Below are 14,390 nucleotides of genomic sequence, written 5' to 3' on the forward strand. Positions count from 1 at the left end.
GTCGCGTACCCCGTCGGCGTCCCACGCGTACTCGTTCAACAACCGCTGCATCTTCTGCGGCCCGGACTCACGGCTGAACTCCGCCAGCGTCCACCCGTTCTTCCGCTCGGTCCGAGACAACAACCCCGCCACATACGCCCGCGCCTGCGCCCGGGGCTGATCAGACCGGAAACAGCCTTCCACCCGGCCGAACAGCTCCTCCAGCCCCGCCTCCCACATCGCTACATCCACCTCGGATACACTCTGAGCCGCGGCCACCGCGGTCTCTCNCTTTGTTNTCANAAAACATGGAGAAACACACGGTGGCCGCTCTTCCGTCCACACCACGCCGCACTCGAAGCAAGAGATCACACACCGACCACTGTCGCTGTAGTACTAGCGTCCGGACCATGACGACGGACCACATCGCGGGGCATCTGCGGGCCGGCGGTCACCCGCCCGGCGGCGTGCGCGACAGCGCTGACGTGCGGGTGGAGCAGCACCGCCTGCCGCAGACGTACGCGGCGTTCGCCGCGCTGCGCGACGCGACCGGCGAACAGACCGCGGCGGTGCTGCAGGTTCTCGCGCTCTACGGCCACGCGGTCGACAACGGCGACCCGGACCTCCTGGCGCGGGTGTTCGTCGACCCGCCGGCCCTCGACGGTGCGACGTCCCCCTCGCACCACACCGTCAACACGGAAGTGAAGCAGGTCCCCGGCGGCCTGGCCGCGTGGAGCCGGCTGGTGACCATCGCCGGCGACGGCAGCGTCGCGAGCGCCGACGTCGTCGACGTGCTCACCGAGACGCCCGCCGGCTGGCGCGTGGCCCGACGGACCGTCCACCCGCGCCACGGCGGCCCGGTCGTCGTCACCGACGGGGAGGCCCCGTGGGCGTGAGGATCGTGCCGGTCGACGCGGCCACCTACGCCGAGGTGTGCAGCCTGCTCGCCAAGCATCCGTACCTGTTCGACAACATCGCGCTGGGAACCGCACCGGCGGCGTACACCGACGATGCGACCATGGGCGGCACGCCGCTGGCGCAGGCCGCGAGCGGCCTCCCGTACGGGCGGGTGATGTTCCCGCACCACACCACCGACATCGCCGTCCACCGGATCGACGACGACACGCTGCGGGTGTGGGCGAAGTACTTCGTGATACGCGGCGACGGCACCGCGGGATCGGGCGACTACCAGGACACCGTGGTCCGTACGCCGCACGGCTGGCGGATCGCCGAACGGTCCGTCACCCGCGGCAACCGGCCCGACAACGACCCCGACGGCCCCTCGGCACGGACCCTGACCACCACCACCTGGCTGCCGACCGAGGACTGACCGACGCCGTGGTGGTCGGCGCTGGTCAGCACACACGGATCGTCGTTGCCGAGGATCCGTCGCTGGTCGGCGTGGATGGCCGTGGTGGCGGTGCCTGAACGCGCCGCTCAGGTAACCGATGTTCGCCGGGGTGCGCTTCTCGACGCCACGCCTAGACAAAGTCGACATGACGGGCTACCTTCGTCCAGGTCAGTCACCTGACTGAAGATCACAACTGTCACGAGTGCCAACGTCCAGCCCCGGCTTGTTGGCCGGCAACCCTCCACCGCGAAGGGGTGCCCCGGGTGAGGACACGGCCGCATCCAGTGGATGCGGCAAAGCGCGGGCCCGGTCTCCTGGGCCTCGGCCGAGGGAGCAACGACATGCTGGGAGCGACTCGCCGCGCGGGTGGCCGCTCCACGACCGCAGGTCGCGTCCCGGGCACGAACACCGTGCCCGGCCCGCGGGCCCCCCGGTCACCACAGGTACGGCTTACCCGCCGCCTGTCGATCGACCTGCGTCGTTCGTCCAGCTGTCTCTGTCCGACGACCTGACTCCCGCTGCCGGCCGGCCCGGCCGGCCGGCTCCCGCGGTTCCGCCGCCTCCGTCGCCCCACCCGCCCGAGTTCACCCGACTGTCGCCGTCCGTCGGCTGAGTGCCCGGACGGGGCTGCTCGGCTGCCCGGGTTCGGTCAGGCCGGCAGCCTCGTTCAGGTCGCGTCCCGGGCCGGCCGGCTCATCCAGCAGGCCTGCCGGAATCCCGATACCGAGCGCGGCAGGAAGCGCCGCCGGACCGTCGGACCGCCGGACCGCCGGGCCGTCGGACCGCCGGGCCGGTTTCCGATCGCCACGACCAACGCGGCTCGGTCCCGACGCGCCTCCACGACCAACCCCAACCCCGTCGACCACTCGATCAGGAGAACGGAAACCCGATGTCCAGCAACGTCTTCGGCGTCAGTAAACGAGTCTCGCTGACGCTCGCCGCCGGATCCGCAGCGCTCGCGCTCGCGGCCTGCGGCTCCAGTGGCGGCTCCGCGGGCAGCTCTGCCGGCTCGACCGGCACCCCGGTTCGGGGCGGGACGTTGACGTTCGCGATCAACTCCGACGGCACCTGCCTCGACCCGCACCAGAGCCCGGCCGACGTCGACGGGTTCTTTGCCCGGTCGATCGTCGACTCGCTCGTGGCCCTGAGCGACGACGGCACGATCTCCCCCTGGCTCGCCACGAGCTGGACCGTCTCGCCGGACCAGAAGACGTACTCGTTCGTCCTGCGCGACGACGTCACCTTCAGCAACGGCGAGAAGTTCGACGGCGCGGCCGTCAAGGCCAACCTCGACCACATCGTCGCCCCGGCGACCAAGTCGCAGCTGGCGGCCGGCACCATCGCGACCTACACCGGAACCACGGTGACGGACCCGACCCACGTCGAGGTCCACTTCAGCGCGCCGAACTCGGCGTTCCTGCCCTCGCTGGCCACGGCCTACCTGGGCATCGAGGCGCCGAGCACGTTGACGAAGCCGCCGTCCGAACTCTGCTCGAAGATCGTCGGCAGCGGTCCGTTCATCAGCTCGGGCGGCTACGTCAAGGGCAAGGGCATCGACTACGTCCGCAACGCGAAGTACAACTGGGCGCCGAAGAACGCCAAGCACACCGGCCCGGCCTACCTCGACGCGTTGTCGATCCGCAGCCTCCCCGAGGACTCCTCCCGGTACGGCGCACTGACCAGCGGGCAGATCGACGCGATCGCGAGCGTCCCGCCGGTGAACGTGGCGCAGCTCAAGTCGACATCGGGCTTCCGGATCCAGACCGCGTCCGCGCCGGGCGGCAACTACAACTACTACCCGAACACCGCCAAGGGGCCCTTCGCGGACGTCAAGGTCCGGGAGGCGTTCCGGGCGGGCATCGACTGGGCGACGATCGTCGACAAGCTGTACTTCGGCGTCTTCCCGCCCGGCAAGGGCCCGCTGTCCCCGTCGACCGTCGGCTACGACACGTCGATCGAATCCGCCTACCGCTACGACGCCGCCAAGGCGAACCGGCTGCTCGACCAGGCCGGTTGGACGGGTCGGGACGCGCAGGGCTACCGCACCAAGGACGGTAAGCGGCTCACCATCGTCCATCCCTTCCTCAAGCAGTTCGCCCGGGAACAGCGCGACGTCGTCGCCGACCAGGTCCAGGCCGCGGCGAAGCAGATCGGCATCGAGGTCAAGACCACGAACCCCGAGTACACCTCGTACATCAAGGACGTCGCGGCCGGCAACTACGACCTCATCGACTTCAGCTGGCAGCGGGCCTCGCCCGACGCGCTGCGCACCCTGTTCGGCAGCGCGGCCATCCCGAAGGACGGCTTCGGCACCAACGGCTCGCGGCTGTCCGACCCGGCCCTCGACAAGGACTTCACCGACGCCCTGGGCACCACCGACCTGACGAAGCAGGGCGCGCTCTACGGCGACGCGCAGCAGCGGATCACCTCGGCCGCCGCGGTGTTCCCGATCTACGTGTTCAACTACGTCCTCGGATCGAGCACGAAGGTGCAGGGGCTGCGGTTCGAGCCGCAGGCGTTCCCGCTGTTCTACGACGCCTGGACCAGCAATTGACCATCGCCCTGGCGACGGACGAGCGGCGCGCAGGAGGCTTCACCGCCTCCAGCGCCCGCTCGATCGGGCTCGCCGTCCTGCGGCGGGTCGGGTACGCGGTGGGTGTGCTCTGGGGTGCGGTCACCGTCACCTTCGCGGCCCTGCACCTGAAGTCCGGCGGCATCATCGATGCGATCATCGGGCAGGCGGCCGTCTCCCCCGAGGTCAGGGCGCAGATCATCTCCGACTACGCCCTGGACAGGCCCTGGCTGGTCCAGTATTTCGACTACCTCGGGCACCTGCTGCGCGGTGATCTCGGCCATTCCTACAACCAGGGGATGGACGTCACGACCGCCATCGGCGACCAGCTTGCGCCGTCGTTCGAGCTGATGGCCGCCGGCGTCGTGCTCGCGCTGGTCGGGGCGATCGTGGTCGCGCTGCTGACCGCCAACCGGCCCCGCTGGATCCGCGGCCCGTTCGCCTTCCTGGAGATCGTCGGCGTCTCCGTGCCGGCGTTCTGGTTCGCGATCCTGCTGCTCACCGTCTTCTCCTTCCAGCTCCACTGGTTCCCGGCCATCGGATCGAACAGCTTCCGGGGACTGGTGCTGCCGGCGATCGCCCTGGCCGTGGCCCCGGGCGGGACTCTCGCCCAGGTGCTGCGGGACGGTCTGGAACGCGCGCTCGACGAGCCGTTCGTGACGACCGCCCGCAGCCGCGGCATCCGTGAGACAGCCGTGCTGGTGCGGCACGCCCTGCGGCACGCCCTGATGCCGGCCATCACCATCGCCGGCTGGCTCGCGGGCGCGTTCCTCGGTGGCGCGATCGTGATCGAGAACGTGTTCTCCCGGCAGGGGCTCGGGACGCTGACGGTCGGCGGACTCGGCCGCCGGGACTTCCCGCTCGTCTCCGGGGTCGTGCTCGTCGCGGCGGCGTTCTACGTCGTCATCAACCTGCTCATCGACGCCGTCTACCCGCTGCTGGATCCCCGGCTGCGTCCCGTCGCCCCGACCACAGCCGGGCCCGTGAACGCGGCCGCCGCCGGCATCACCTCGACAGCGAGCCCGTCCGTCTCCGCGACCGGGGCTGACCAGAAGGGCGAAGGATGACCGTCACACCGGTCGATCCGACCGGGCTCCCGCCCGGCGGCGCATCACCGGGCACGCCGGTCGGGGCCTCGGCCTCGACCTCGACCTCGACCCGCGGACGTTGGCCCTGGCTGCGCGTGTCGCGGCCGGGGGTGGTCCTGAGCTTCGCCTTTCTCCTGGTGTTGGTCCTGGCCTCGTTCTGGCCGCACCTGTTCACCGGCACCGATCCGAACGCCGCCGACATCTCGCAGACGTTGCGGGGACCGGGTTCCGGCCACCTGCTGGGCACGGATCAGAACGGCCGGGACATCTACGCCCGGATCGTCCATGGCACCCGGCTCTCCCTCTGGATCGGTCTGAGTGCGTCGGCGCTCGCGCTCGTGGTGGGAGCGGCCGTCGGCGTCGCGGCGGCGCAGGGCGGGCGCGTGCTCGGAGCGGTGACAGACTGGCTGCTGAGCGTGTTCCTCAGCATTCCGGGGCTGCTGCTCGCGCTCCTGGTCATCGCCATGCTCGGCCCCGGCACCCGCAACTCGATCATCGGTCTGAGCCTCATCTTCACCCCGGGCTTCGCCCGGGTGGTCCGCGGCGAGGTGATGCGCATCCGCGCCTCGGTCTATCTGGAGGCCGCGCGGGCGCTCGGCTGGCCGAAGCGGCAGGTGATCATCCGACACCTGGTGCCGAACGCGTTGGGTCCGGTCCTGATCCTGGCCACGATCAACGTGGGCGGGGCGATCAGTCTCGGCTCCACCCTGAGCTTCCTCGGGCTCGGCCCGCAGCCGCCCACCGCCGAGTGGGGCGCGATGCTGTCCAGCAGTCGCACCTACTTCTCGGTCGCCTGGTGGCCCGCGATCTTCCCCGGGATCGCGATCACGCTCGCCGTCCTGGCCATCACGGTCGCCGGACAGTTCCTCCAGGCACGACTCGAAGGTCGGAACGCACGATGACATCCGACAGCGACCCGACGACCGACAGCGACCCGACGACCGGTGACCCGACCACCGGCGACCCGGCCATCGGTGATCCGACCATCGGTGATCCGACGGCGCCGGACCCGGCGACGCAGCCCGGCGATCCCCGAACCCTCGTCGACGTGGCGAACCTGCGCGTGCGGTTTCGGCTGGGTCGACGCTCGGTGGACGCCGTGCGCGGCGTGTCGTTCCGGATCGACGCCGGTCAGAGCATCGCCGTCGTCGGAGAGTCGGGCTCGGGGAAGAGCGTCACCGCCCGCAGCCTCGTCGGGCTGGCGGGACGCGGGGCCGAGGTGCGGGCCGACCGCCTGGTCATCGCCGGCACGGACACCCGGACGCTGCCGGAACGCCGATGGCGGACCCTGCGCGGCCGGCATATCGGCTTCGTCCTGCAGGACGCGCTCGTCTCACTCGACCCGGCCCGCCGGGTCGGCGCCGAGATCGCCGAGACGCTGCGGGCCCATCGGGTGGTTCCTCGGGCGGAGGTCGACGCGCGGGTGGTCGAGCTGTTGCGGGAGGTCGGCGTACCGGAGCCGGAGGCCCGCGCGGGCCAGTACCCGCATCAGCTCTCCGGCGGGCTGCGGCAGCGGGCCCTGATCGCTTCGGCGATCGCGGCCGACCCGGAGCTGCTCATCGCCGACGAGCCGACCACCGCGCTGGACGTCACGGTACAGGCCCAGATCCTCGAGATGCTCGCCGCGCGCAAGCGGGCCGGGACGGCGCTGCTGCTCATCAGCCACGACCTGGCCGTCGTGTCCCAGGTCGCCGACCACGTCTTCGTCATGAAGGACGGGATCTTCGTCGAGCACGGCCCGACCCGGCAGGTGCTCGACGACCCGCGGCACCCCTACACCCGCCAGCTCCTCGCCGCCGTGCCGGTCGCGCACGCCCGCGGCACCCGACTGTCACCGCAGCCCGGTGGCCCGGTCGCGCAGCCTCGGGCGGTCGTCGGCGACGGGGTCGTGCTGGCGGCCAGGGACCTGGTCAAGACGTTCGCCCTGGACGGGCGCCGCATCCTGACCGCCGTGGACGATGTGTCGTTGGAGCTGCGGGCCGGGGAGACGCTCGGCATCGTCGGCGAGTCCGGTTCCGGCAAGACCACGACCGCCCGGCTGCTGCTGGACCTGGAGCGGGCGGACTCCGGCGCGGTCGAGGTCGACGGCACGGCCTGGGGCGAGATCGACGCCCGGACGGGTGCGCGGCTGCGCCAGCACATCCAGGTGATCTACCAGGACCCGCTCAGCTCGTTCGATCCGCGATACCCGGTTCGGAAGATCATTGCCGAGCCGCTGGCCGTGGCCCGGGTCTCCCGCGCCGAGCGCCGGACCCGGGTGCTGGAGCTGCTCGACCAGGTCGGGCTGGCGCGCGACGTGCTGGACCGGCGACCGCGCCAGCTCTCCGGCGGGCAGCGCCAGCGGGTGGCGATCGCCCGGGCACTGGCCCCCCGGCCTCGCGTCATCGTCTGCGACGAGCCGGTCTCGGCCCTCGACGTCTCCATCCAGGCCCAGATCCTCGACCTGCTCGCCGATCTCCAGGCCCGGCTCGGCATCGCCTACGTGTTCATCTCCCATCATCTCGGCGTGATCTACCACGTCAGCGACCGTGTGCTGGTCATGAAGGACGGCCGGATCGTCGAGTCCGGCGATGTCGAGCAGGTCTTCCGGGAGCCGCGCCACGACTACACCCGCGGTCTGCTCGCCGCGGTGCCGACCCTCGACGGCGCCGCGCTGCGCCCCCCGGCGGAACCACGGGCGACGACCGTGCCGGAAAGCGAAGGAGCGGTGGCATGACCGTCCACAAGGTCGACGTCGTCGTGCTCGGCGGCGGGGCGATGGGGTCGGCGGCGGCCTGGCAGCTGGCCCGCCGCGGCGTCGACGTCGTGCTGCTCGAACGGTTCGCGGCCGGACACGTCCGGGGGGCCTCCCACGGCGCGTCCCGGATCTTCCGGCTCGCCTACCCGGACCTCGGCTACATCCGCCTCGCCCAGCAGGCCCGGGTGCTGTGGCGGGAGCTGGAGGATCTCACCGGCACCGCGCTGCTCACCGTCACCGGGGGGCTGGAGCACGGCGGCGACCCCGTGTTGGACCAGGTCGCCGACGCCACCGCCGCGGCTGGCGTGGCGTCGGAGTGGTTGACGCCGCGCCAGGCCGCGCGGCGCTGGCCCGGCCTGCGCTTCGACACCCGGGTGCTGGTCCACCCGGACTCCGGGCGCCTGCACGCCGACAACGCCGTCACCGCGTTGCAGGAGAGCACGGTCAAGCACGGCGGGGTGGTCCGGCACGAGGTGCCGGTGCGCTCCCTCGCGGTGCGCGGGGACGACGCCGTCGAGATCCACACCGACGACGACCGCTACCTCGCCCGCCGCGTCGTCGTCGCCGCCGGGGCCTGGACGGAGAAGCTGCTCGGCGGCCTCGTGCCACTGCCGGCCCTGCGGGTCACCCAGGAGCAGCCGGCGCACTTCGCGCCGGTCGGCCTCGGCACGTCCGCCGGAGCGGATCGGGACCGTTGGCCCAGCTTCGTGCACCTGCTGACAGCCGGAACCCAGGAGGCCATCGCCTTCCACGGCGGGGTCTACGGGCTGGAGACCCCCGGCGAGGGCGTCAAGGTCGGCTTCCACGGGGTCGGGCCGGTGGTCGACCCGGACAGGCGCGACTTCGCTGCGGTGCCGGCCCAGCTCGCGGCGTTGCGGGAATACGTGCGGCGCTGGATCCCCGGCGTGGACCCGGACCGCTTCGCCCCGATCAGCTGCACCTACACCACGACCCCGGACTGGCACTTCGTCCTGGACCGGCACGGCCCGGTGGTCGTGGCGGCGGGATTCTCCGGCCACGGCTTCAAGTTCGTGCCCGCCATCGGACGCATCCTCGCGGACCTGGCCGTCGACGGCACCCGTCCCGACCCCCGCTTCGCCTCCACCCGCTGACCACGACATCCATCCGCCGACCATGACGTCCACTCGCCGACCATGACGTCCACCCGCCGACCATGACGTCCACTCGCCGACCACGACGTCCACCCGCCGACCACGACATCGTGCCGTCGCCCTCGATGGCGCAGGAAGGGCCTGCACATGACCAGTCCACGCAAACAGATCATCCTGGGTCACTACATCGGCGGGGTCAATCACACCACGGTGTGGTCGGATCCGGCCGCCGGCAGCCAGATCGCGTTCTCGTCGTTCCAGCACGCCGCCCAGGCGGCGGAGCGCGGGAAGTTCGACTTCTTCTTCCTCGCCGAGGGGCTGATCCTGCGCGAGCGGCTCGGACAGATCTTCGACCAGGACATCGTCGGGCGCCCGGACACCCTGCCGGTGCTCGCCTCGCTGGCCGCCGTCACCGAGCATCTCGGGCTCGTCGGCACCCTGAACGCCACCTTCAACGAGCCGTACGAGCTGGCCCGCCAGCTCGCCTCGCTGGACCATCTCTCCGGCGGACGGGCCGGCTGGAACGTGGTGACCTCGTTCGACGCCTTCACCGGGCAGAACTTCCGCCGGGGCGGCTTCCTGCACCGCGACGACCGGTACGTGCGGGCCAAGGAGTTCGTCGCCCTCGCCCGCCAGCTGTGGGACTCCTGGGCCGCCGACGCGATCGTCGCCGACGCCGAGCACGGCCGGTTCCTGCGCGACGCGGCGGTCGGGACGTTCCGCCACTCCGGTCGCCAGTTCGACGTGGCCGGTCAGTTCACCGTGCCGCGCAGCCCGCAGGGGCGGCCGGTGATCCTGCAGGCCGGGGTCTCCCCGCAGGGCCGTGACTTCGCCGCCGCCACCGCCGACGCGATCTTCTCGCCCTACCGCGAGCTCGGGCCGGCCCAGGAGTACTACCGCGACATCCAGGCCCGAGTCGTCCGGGCGGGCCGGCCGCCGGGCTCGGTGAAGCTGCTACCCGGCGGGGCGTTCGTCCTCGGCGACACCGCGGCCGACGCCGTCGAGCGGCAGCGGGAGGTCGCCCGCGCCCAGGTCAGCGGGCGGACCGCGCAGATCCTGCTGGAGACCGTCTGGAACCGGGACCTGTCCGGCTACGATCCGGACGGCCCGCTGCCCGACGTCGATCCGGACCCGACCGGCCCGCCGGTGATCCAGGGCCGTGCCCGGATCGCCGAGGACCCGTTCGAGACCGTGCGGACGTGGCGGGCGCTGGCCGAGGCCAACCGGTACTCGCTGCGCGACCTCGCCATCCGCGTGTTCAGCCACACCGAGTTCGTGGGCACGCCGACCCAGATCGCCGACCGGCTCGACCACTTCGTCCAGAACGACGGCTCGGACGGCTTCATCCTGGGCTCGCACGTGACCCCCGGGGGAATCGACGAGTTCGTCGACAAGGTCGTCCCGTTGCTGCAGGAACGCGGCTCGCTGCGCGCCGAGTACAGCGGGACGACGCTGCGGGACAACTTCGGCCTCCCCCGGGACTCGGCCGCCCCGGACCGGACCCCCCAGGGTGCCCCGACGTGACCGAACGCCATCCGCTCGACAACCCGGCGCTCGCCTCGCTGCTGGGACCGCACGCGCACCTCGCCGTGCGGCAGGGGAGCGTGCTGCGCTACCCCGAGGACGTCGCACCGTTCATCGCCCTGCCGGACGATCCCGACGCCGGCACCTGGCGGGACGCCGCGACGCTGCTCGGCCCCGGGGCGATCCTGCCCCTCGCCGGCTTCGACGACGTGCTGCCGACCGGATGGGAGGTGGTCGGACACGGTGCCGGCGTGCAGCTCGTGGACGAGGGTGTCGCCGCGGCGCCCGACGACGAGGCCGTCCGGCTCGAGCCGGACGACGTCGAGGACATCCTCGCGCTGATCGACCGCGCCCGGCCCGGGCCGTTCCGGTCCCGGACCATCGAGCTCGGCACCTACCTCGGCATCCGGCGCGGCGGCGTGCTCGTCGCGATGGCCGGGGAACGGCTGCACCCGCCGGGCTGGACGGAGATCAGCGCGGTGTGCACCGAGGAGGCCTACCGCGGGCAGGGACTGGCCACCCGGCTCGTGCACGCCGTCGCCGCGATCATCCGGGCCCGGGGGGAGACGCCGTTCCTGCACGCCTCGGCGGACAACACCGGCGCGATCAGGCTCTACGAACAGCTCGGTTTCCGCCTTCGCCGGCGGGTGACGTTCACCGCCATCCGGGTGCCCGGCGAGCCGGCGGGCGGCGTGCCCGCCCCGAACCCGTTCGCCGCCGCGGCCGCACCCACCGCCGCGGCCACACCCACCGCCGCGGCCGCACCAACACCCGCGCCGCGAAGCGGTTCGGCGACCGAAGCCGCGAGCGGAGGTCCGGTCGGGTGACCGACGTCGTCGCCGAGCAGTCAACGCATGGCCGACCAGATCCAGATCACGGCGGTTCCCGGCGCCGACCAGGCGCACGTGATCGCCCACGGGGTAGGACGATCGCCCATGGGGTAGGAGGCAGGGAATATCAGTCCGGGGCTCCGAACTCGCGCACGGCACGGCCGATGCGGCGGTCAGGGACGATCCAGATCAGCGCGACGACGGTGTAGCAGCCGGTTGCGATAATGACGCCGACCTTGCCGTGGGTGTCCACGAACTGCGCGGACAGTATTCCGGCGAGATAGAACAGCGGCGAGATCCTGCCCTCCACCGTCATGCGCGCAGCCGCACGCCTCACCCCTGTCCCCATGCCGTCATCAGACCATCCCCCGGCCAGGAGCCGCGGCGTCGCACCGGAGGTGTATCTACGCCGGTGCGGGAACGCCGCGCCGAGACCGGGATGCCCGCCGCGGCGCGCTCCGCCGCAGTGGCCGGGCCGTCCCCGGCCGTCGTGGATCACTGCCCACCGCCGTCTCGGCCTGGCCGCGGGCAGGTAGGCATGGCGTGCAGGTGGTCCCAGTAGTAGGCGGCGGCGGAGGGATGGAGCTGGACGGCACAGTAGAGCTTGTTGTCCTGGATTCCGGTCTTCAGATCGAGAAAATGCCGGTTGTGCGGGTCGTTCTTCCACAGGGCGGCTTCGAACTCGCTGCGGTCGTCAACCAGCAAGCCGGCGACGAAGGTGACCAGGTCACCGTCAGCCTTGGCGTTCGCCAGCACGACGTTCGACGACGCGATCGTGTCCGTCGCGTCGATCCGTGTGTAGTCGTCACGTCGGAGCGTCCACTTCCGATAGTCTCCGCCGTGCAGAAAGGGATACTTGGCATCCCATTCGGACTGCATTCTCACGAGATAGTCCGTGCCGAGCGGCAGCAGCGTCAGCGTCGCCCCTTCCGGGTCCTTCAGCGCGTCCGCGATGGTCGGCGTCGGTGCTCCTCCCGACCACAGGAGGGCGTCGGCACGGCGGCTGCGGACGGCGTCCACCGCGTCGGCCAGCGTGCTGTGCGCCATCGTCGGGTTGCAGTCCGGGATCTGGGCCCGGAGCTGGCGAAGGAGAATCGTGCCGGTGCGTTCCGTCCCCGACTCGACCAGCCCCGTCTCCAGGGTCCGGTTCTGCTGGCAGAGATCACCGAGCGTGGTAACCGGCCGGTCGTCCGGACTGCCCGGGTTCGGCGCCCGGACGACCACCTGGATGAAGTCCAGCCACAGCGGGCCGATGGTCCGCACCGTGGTCACGGGCCGCCCCTCGAACTGGTAGACGGCCTCGTGCGCGTCCACCGCCGTGCTCAGGCCACTGATGGACAGCCAGCAGGTGGCGGCCTTCGGGTCGGCCAGCACCCCGACGTTGAAGGCGCTCCCCTGTGTCGCCACGACGTTCACGACCGACCCGGGAAACCGCTGCGTAATGTTTCTGCTGATGACATCCGCATACTCGTCATAAGGCGTGGTCGTCGAATCATGCGCGGCGCCGCCCTGCCCGGCGAAAATGTCGATGACCGGGCACCTGCCGAGCACTCGCGGAGCGGCCGGCCGCGTTCGCGCACCGAGGACGGCGGCCAGCATGCCCACGACGACAACCGCTACGCCAATGGCCAGGTAAACACCGCGTTCACCCCGCGAGAATGACCCCGCACTGGACACAGAGCAACAGCCCCCCACCATGCTCCACGCCGTCCGGATAGACGGCAGGCGGCTATGTTACCCGTCCCGGTTCGTCGCCTTCGGAAGCGGCCGTGGAATATCCCGGCGGCGGGCATTCCTGCTGACGCCACGCGAGCGCGTACACCAGCATTCCGGCGATCCCGGCCTGCAGAGCCACCGCGCCCGCCGAATGGTCCGCCGAGACGAAGGTCGCGACCTCGGCCCCGCAGGCCGCCCCGAGCAGGGCCAGCACGACGGTCCGGGCCAGCTCACCCGCGGTCGGCCGCCACCTGGTCGCGAGCAGACAGCGGATCACGGCGGTACTCGCAACGCCCACCGCGACGACGCCCAAGGCGACCCCGGCGAGACCACCGCCCCCCGAGGACTGCCACGCGATGCCGCCGGCCTCGAGGCCCAGCCCGGCCAGGACGGCGACGCCCAGGGCGACCGGCCGCGCGGATGCGGAGAACCCGGGCATAGGAAGCCCGGGCGTTCGGCGCCGATCCCGCGGGCGGCCCCGATCCCGCGGGCGGCCCCGATCCTGCGAAGCCTCGGGTGGTCGCGCCGGTTCACCCTGCTGACCGTCCGGGCGGGCGATCGGCGCCGGTGGGCGCGCGCTGGGCAGGGGCGGTGGTTGGGACGGTCGAGGCACCCTGCGGACCGGGGACGGCGGTGGCTGCGCCGCCACCGCGCTGCCGTCGGCGGCCGGCTCCCGGCGTCGGGTCGGGTAGTCGGGGGCGGTCCGCGGCCGGTTCTGGCCCGCCAGCGCGGCCCTGACCTGCGTGACCAGCTCCACCCGGGCGGCGCCAGCCGCCAGCCCGAACAGGTCGATGAAGACGACGGACCCCAGCGGGTCGGGAGGCCGGCAGTCGGCGACCCGGATCGGAATGAGCTTCCGGTCGGTGCCCGCGAGATCGGCTCCCCACGCGGCCCGCCAGTCCGTGCCGCCCTGACCCGAACGCAGGTAGGCGCTGGAAACAATGGCTATCGTCCGGGCGGAGCCGACGATACCGTTCTCGAAGAACGCCTGCCGGTTCATGCCTGGGACGAGATACCAGTCCTCCAGGAGCACCCGGTAGCCGGCCTCCTCCAAGTGCCAACCGACCCAGATGGCCCACTCCCTGTCCACCGGGGCACGGGAGATGAAGAAATCCCACCGGGGGCCGGCGACCTCATCCGCGTTCTCCGCGGCATCGAGCATGAACCGATCATCGCACGGAGCCGCCGCCGGTCGGAAAGCCCTCGACGTCGCCACCGACCACGCGCACCTTGCAGGGCAGCCCCGAGCACCGCACCCGCCGAGGGCAGGCCGACCTACTCCGGGATGCAGGCTCGCGGCGGTAGAGGCGCCCCCCTCCCTGTCAGACTCGTGTGAGACACCCCAGCGGGCTTCCCGGTCCTTCGCGTCCGGCGTGCCGATCACCGTCACCGGCTCACGCAGACGCTTCCACTTCAGGCCGGTCGTGATCGCCTCAACCCCGCGGATTGCGCCGGTCGTGTCGGAGTTGCCGTGAACGTAG

12 protein-coding genes, 1 pseudogene and 1 riboswitch are annotated in these 14,390 nt (G+C 71.7%); of the genes and pseudogenes, 9 read left to right on the plus strand and 4 right to left on the minus strand.

Features of this window, described 5'->3' with window-relative positions; all coding sequences use genetic code 11:
* Nucleotides 1–219 (minus strand): annotated as a pseudogene (locus tag UK82_RS26245) (IS701 family transposase); the annotation flags it as partial.
* Between the two features lie 170 nt (nucleotides 220–389).
* On the opposite strand from UK82_RS26245, the gene UK82_RS26250 reads away from it, so the two are divergent.
* The 9 genes from UK82_RS26250 to UK82_RS26290 all read left to right on the plus strand — a co-directional run bounded on the left by UK82_RS26250 (nucleotide 390) and on the right by UK82_RS26290 (nucleotide 11,190).
* Nucleotides 390–875, plus strand: coding sequence for a hypothetical protein (locus UK82_RS26250; protein ID WP_044887366.1), 486 nt, complete (start codon nucleotides 390–392; stop codon nucleotides 873–875).
* Nucleotides 866–1,309, plus strand: a complete 444-nt coding sequence (locus UK82_RS26255) for a nuclear transport factor 2 family protein (RefSeq protein ID WP_055409955.1) — start codon at nucleotides 866–868, stop codon at nucleotides 1,307–1,309. The genes UK82_RS26250 and UK82_RS26255 overlap by 10 nt, the downstream gene beginning before the upstream one ends.
* A 215-nt stretch (nucleotides 1,310–1,524) precedes the next feature.
* A riboswitch (SAM riboswitch) is annotated at nucleotides 1,525–1,637 on the plus strand.
* 582 nt (nucleotides 1,638–2,219) lie between these two features.
* Nucleotides 2,220–3,884 carry an ABC transporter substrate-binding protein gene (locus tag UK82_RS26260; RefSeq protein WP_055409957.1) on the plus strand — a complete coding sequence of 555 codons (1,665 nt, stop codon included), beginning with the start codon at nucleotides 2,220–2,222 and terminating at the stop codon, nucleotides 3,882–3,884.
* Entirely contained in the window at nucleotides 3,881–4,969 is a 1,089-nt protein-coding gene (locus tag UK82_RS26265; protein WP_055409959.1) for an ABC transporter permease, read from the plus strand. The genes UK82_RS26260 and UK82_RS26265 overlap by 4 nt, the downstream gene beginning before the upstream one ends.
* Nucleotides 4,966–5,892, plus strand: coding sequence for an ABC transporter permease (locus UK82_RS26270; protein WP_236706466.1), 927 nt, complete (start codon nucleotides 4,966–4,968; stop codon nucleotides 5,890–5,892). Before UK82_RS26265 ends, UK82_RS26270 begins: the two co-directional genes overlap by 4 nt.
* Entirely contained in the window at nucleotides 5,889–7,706 is a 1,818-nt protein-coding gene (locus UK82_RS26275) for an ABC transporter ATP-binding protein (RefSeq protein ID WP_082122175.1), read from the plus strand. The genes UK82_RS26270 and UK82_RS26275 overlap by 4 nt, the downstream gene beginning before the upstream one ends.
* Nucleotides 7,703–8,839, plus strand: coding sequence for an FAD-dependent oxidoreductase (locus tag UK82_RS26280; protein ID WP_055409961.1), 1,137 nt, complete (start codon nucleotides 7,703–7,705; stop codon nucleotides 8,837–8,839). Before UK82_RS26275 ends, UK82_RS26280 begins: the two co-directional genes overlap by 4 nt.
* Before the next feature lie 147 nt (nucleotides 8,840–8,986).
* Nucleotides 8,987–10,363: an NtaA/DmoA family FMN-dependent monooxygenase gene (locus UK82_RS26285; protein ID WP_044887371.1), complete on the plus strand. Its 1,377-nt coding sequence runs from the start codon at nucleotides 8,987–8,989 to the stop codon at nucleotides 10,361–10,363.
* A complete protein-coding gene (locus UK82_RS26290) occupies nucleotides 10,360–11,190 on the plus strand; it encodes a GNAT family N-acetyltransferase (RefSeq protein WP_055409965.1) in 831 nt (276 codons plus the stop codon). The genes UK82_RS26285 and UK82_RS26290 overlap by 4 nt, the downstream gene beginning before the upstream one ends.
* Nucleotides 11,191–11,320: 130 nt before the next feature.
* On the opposite strand, the gene UK82_RS26295 is transcribed toward UK82_RS26290, so the two are convergent.
* From UK82_RS26295 to UK82_RS33795, 3 genes are all read right to left on the minus strand, one after another.
* Nucleotides 11,321–11,509 (minus strand): hypothetical protein, encoded by a 189-nt coding sequence (locus UK82_RS26295; protein WP_201784246.1) that lies wholly within the window; start codon nucleotides 11,507–11,509, stop codon nucleotides 11,321–11,323.
* Between the two features lie 179 nt (nucleotides 11,510–11,688).
* Complete coding sequence (locus UK82_RS26300; protein ID WP_083507375.1) at nucleotides 11,689–12,891, minus strand: TAXI family TRAP transporter solute-binding subunit; 1,203 nt, start codon at nucleotides 12,889–12,891, stop codon at nucleotides 11,689–11,691.
* A 31-nt stretch (nucleotides 12,892–12,922) separates the two neighbouring features.
* Entirely contained in the window at nucleotides 12,923–14,071 is a 1,149-nt protein-coding gene (locus tag UK82_RS33795; protein WP_055409971.1) for a toll/interleukin-1 receptor domain-containing protein, read from the minus strand.
* Nucleotides 14,072–14,390 lie beyond the last annotated feature (319 nt).

The sequence above is a fragment of the Frankia sp. ACN1ag genome, assembly GCF_001414035.1.
Taxonomy (GTDB): Bacteria; Actinomycetota; Actinomycetes; order Frankiales; family Frankiaceae; genus Frankia; species Frankia torreyi.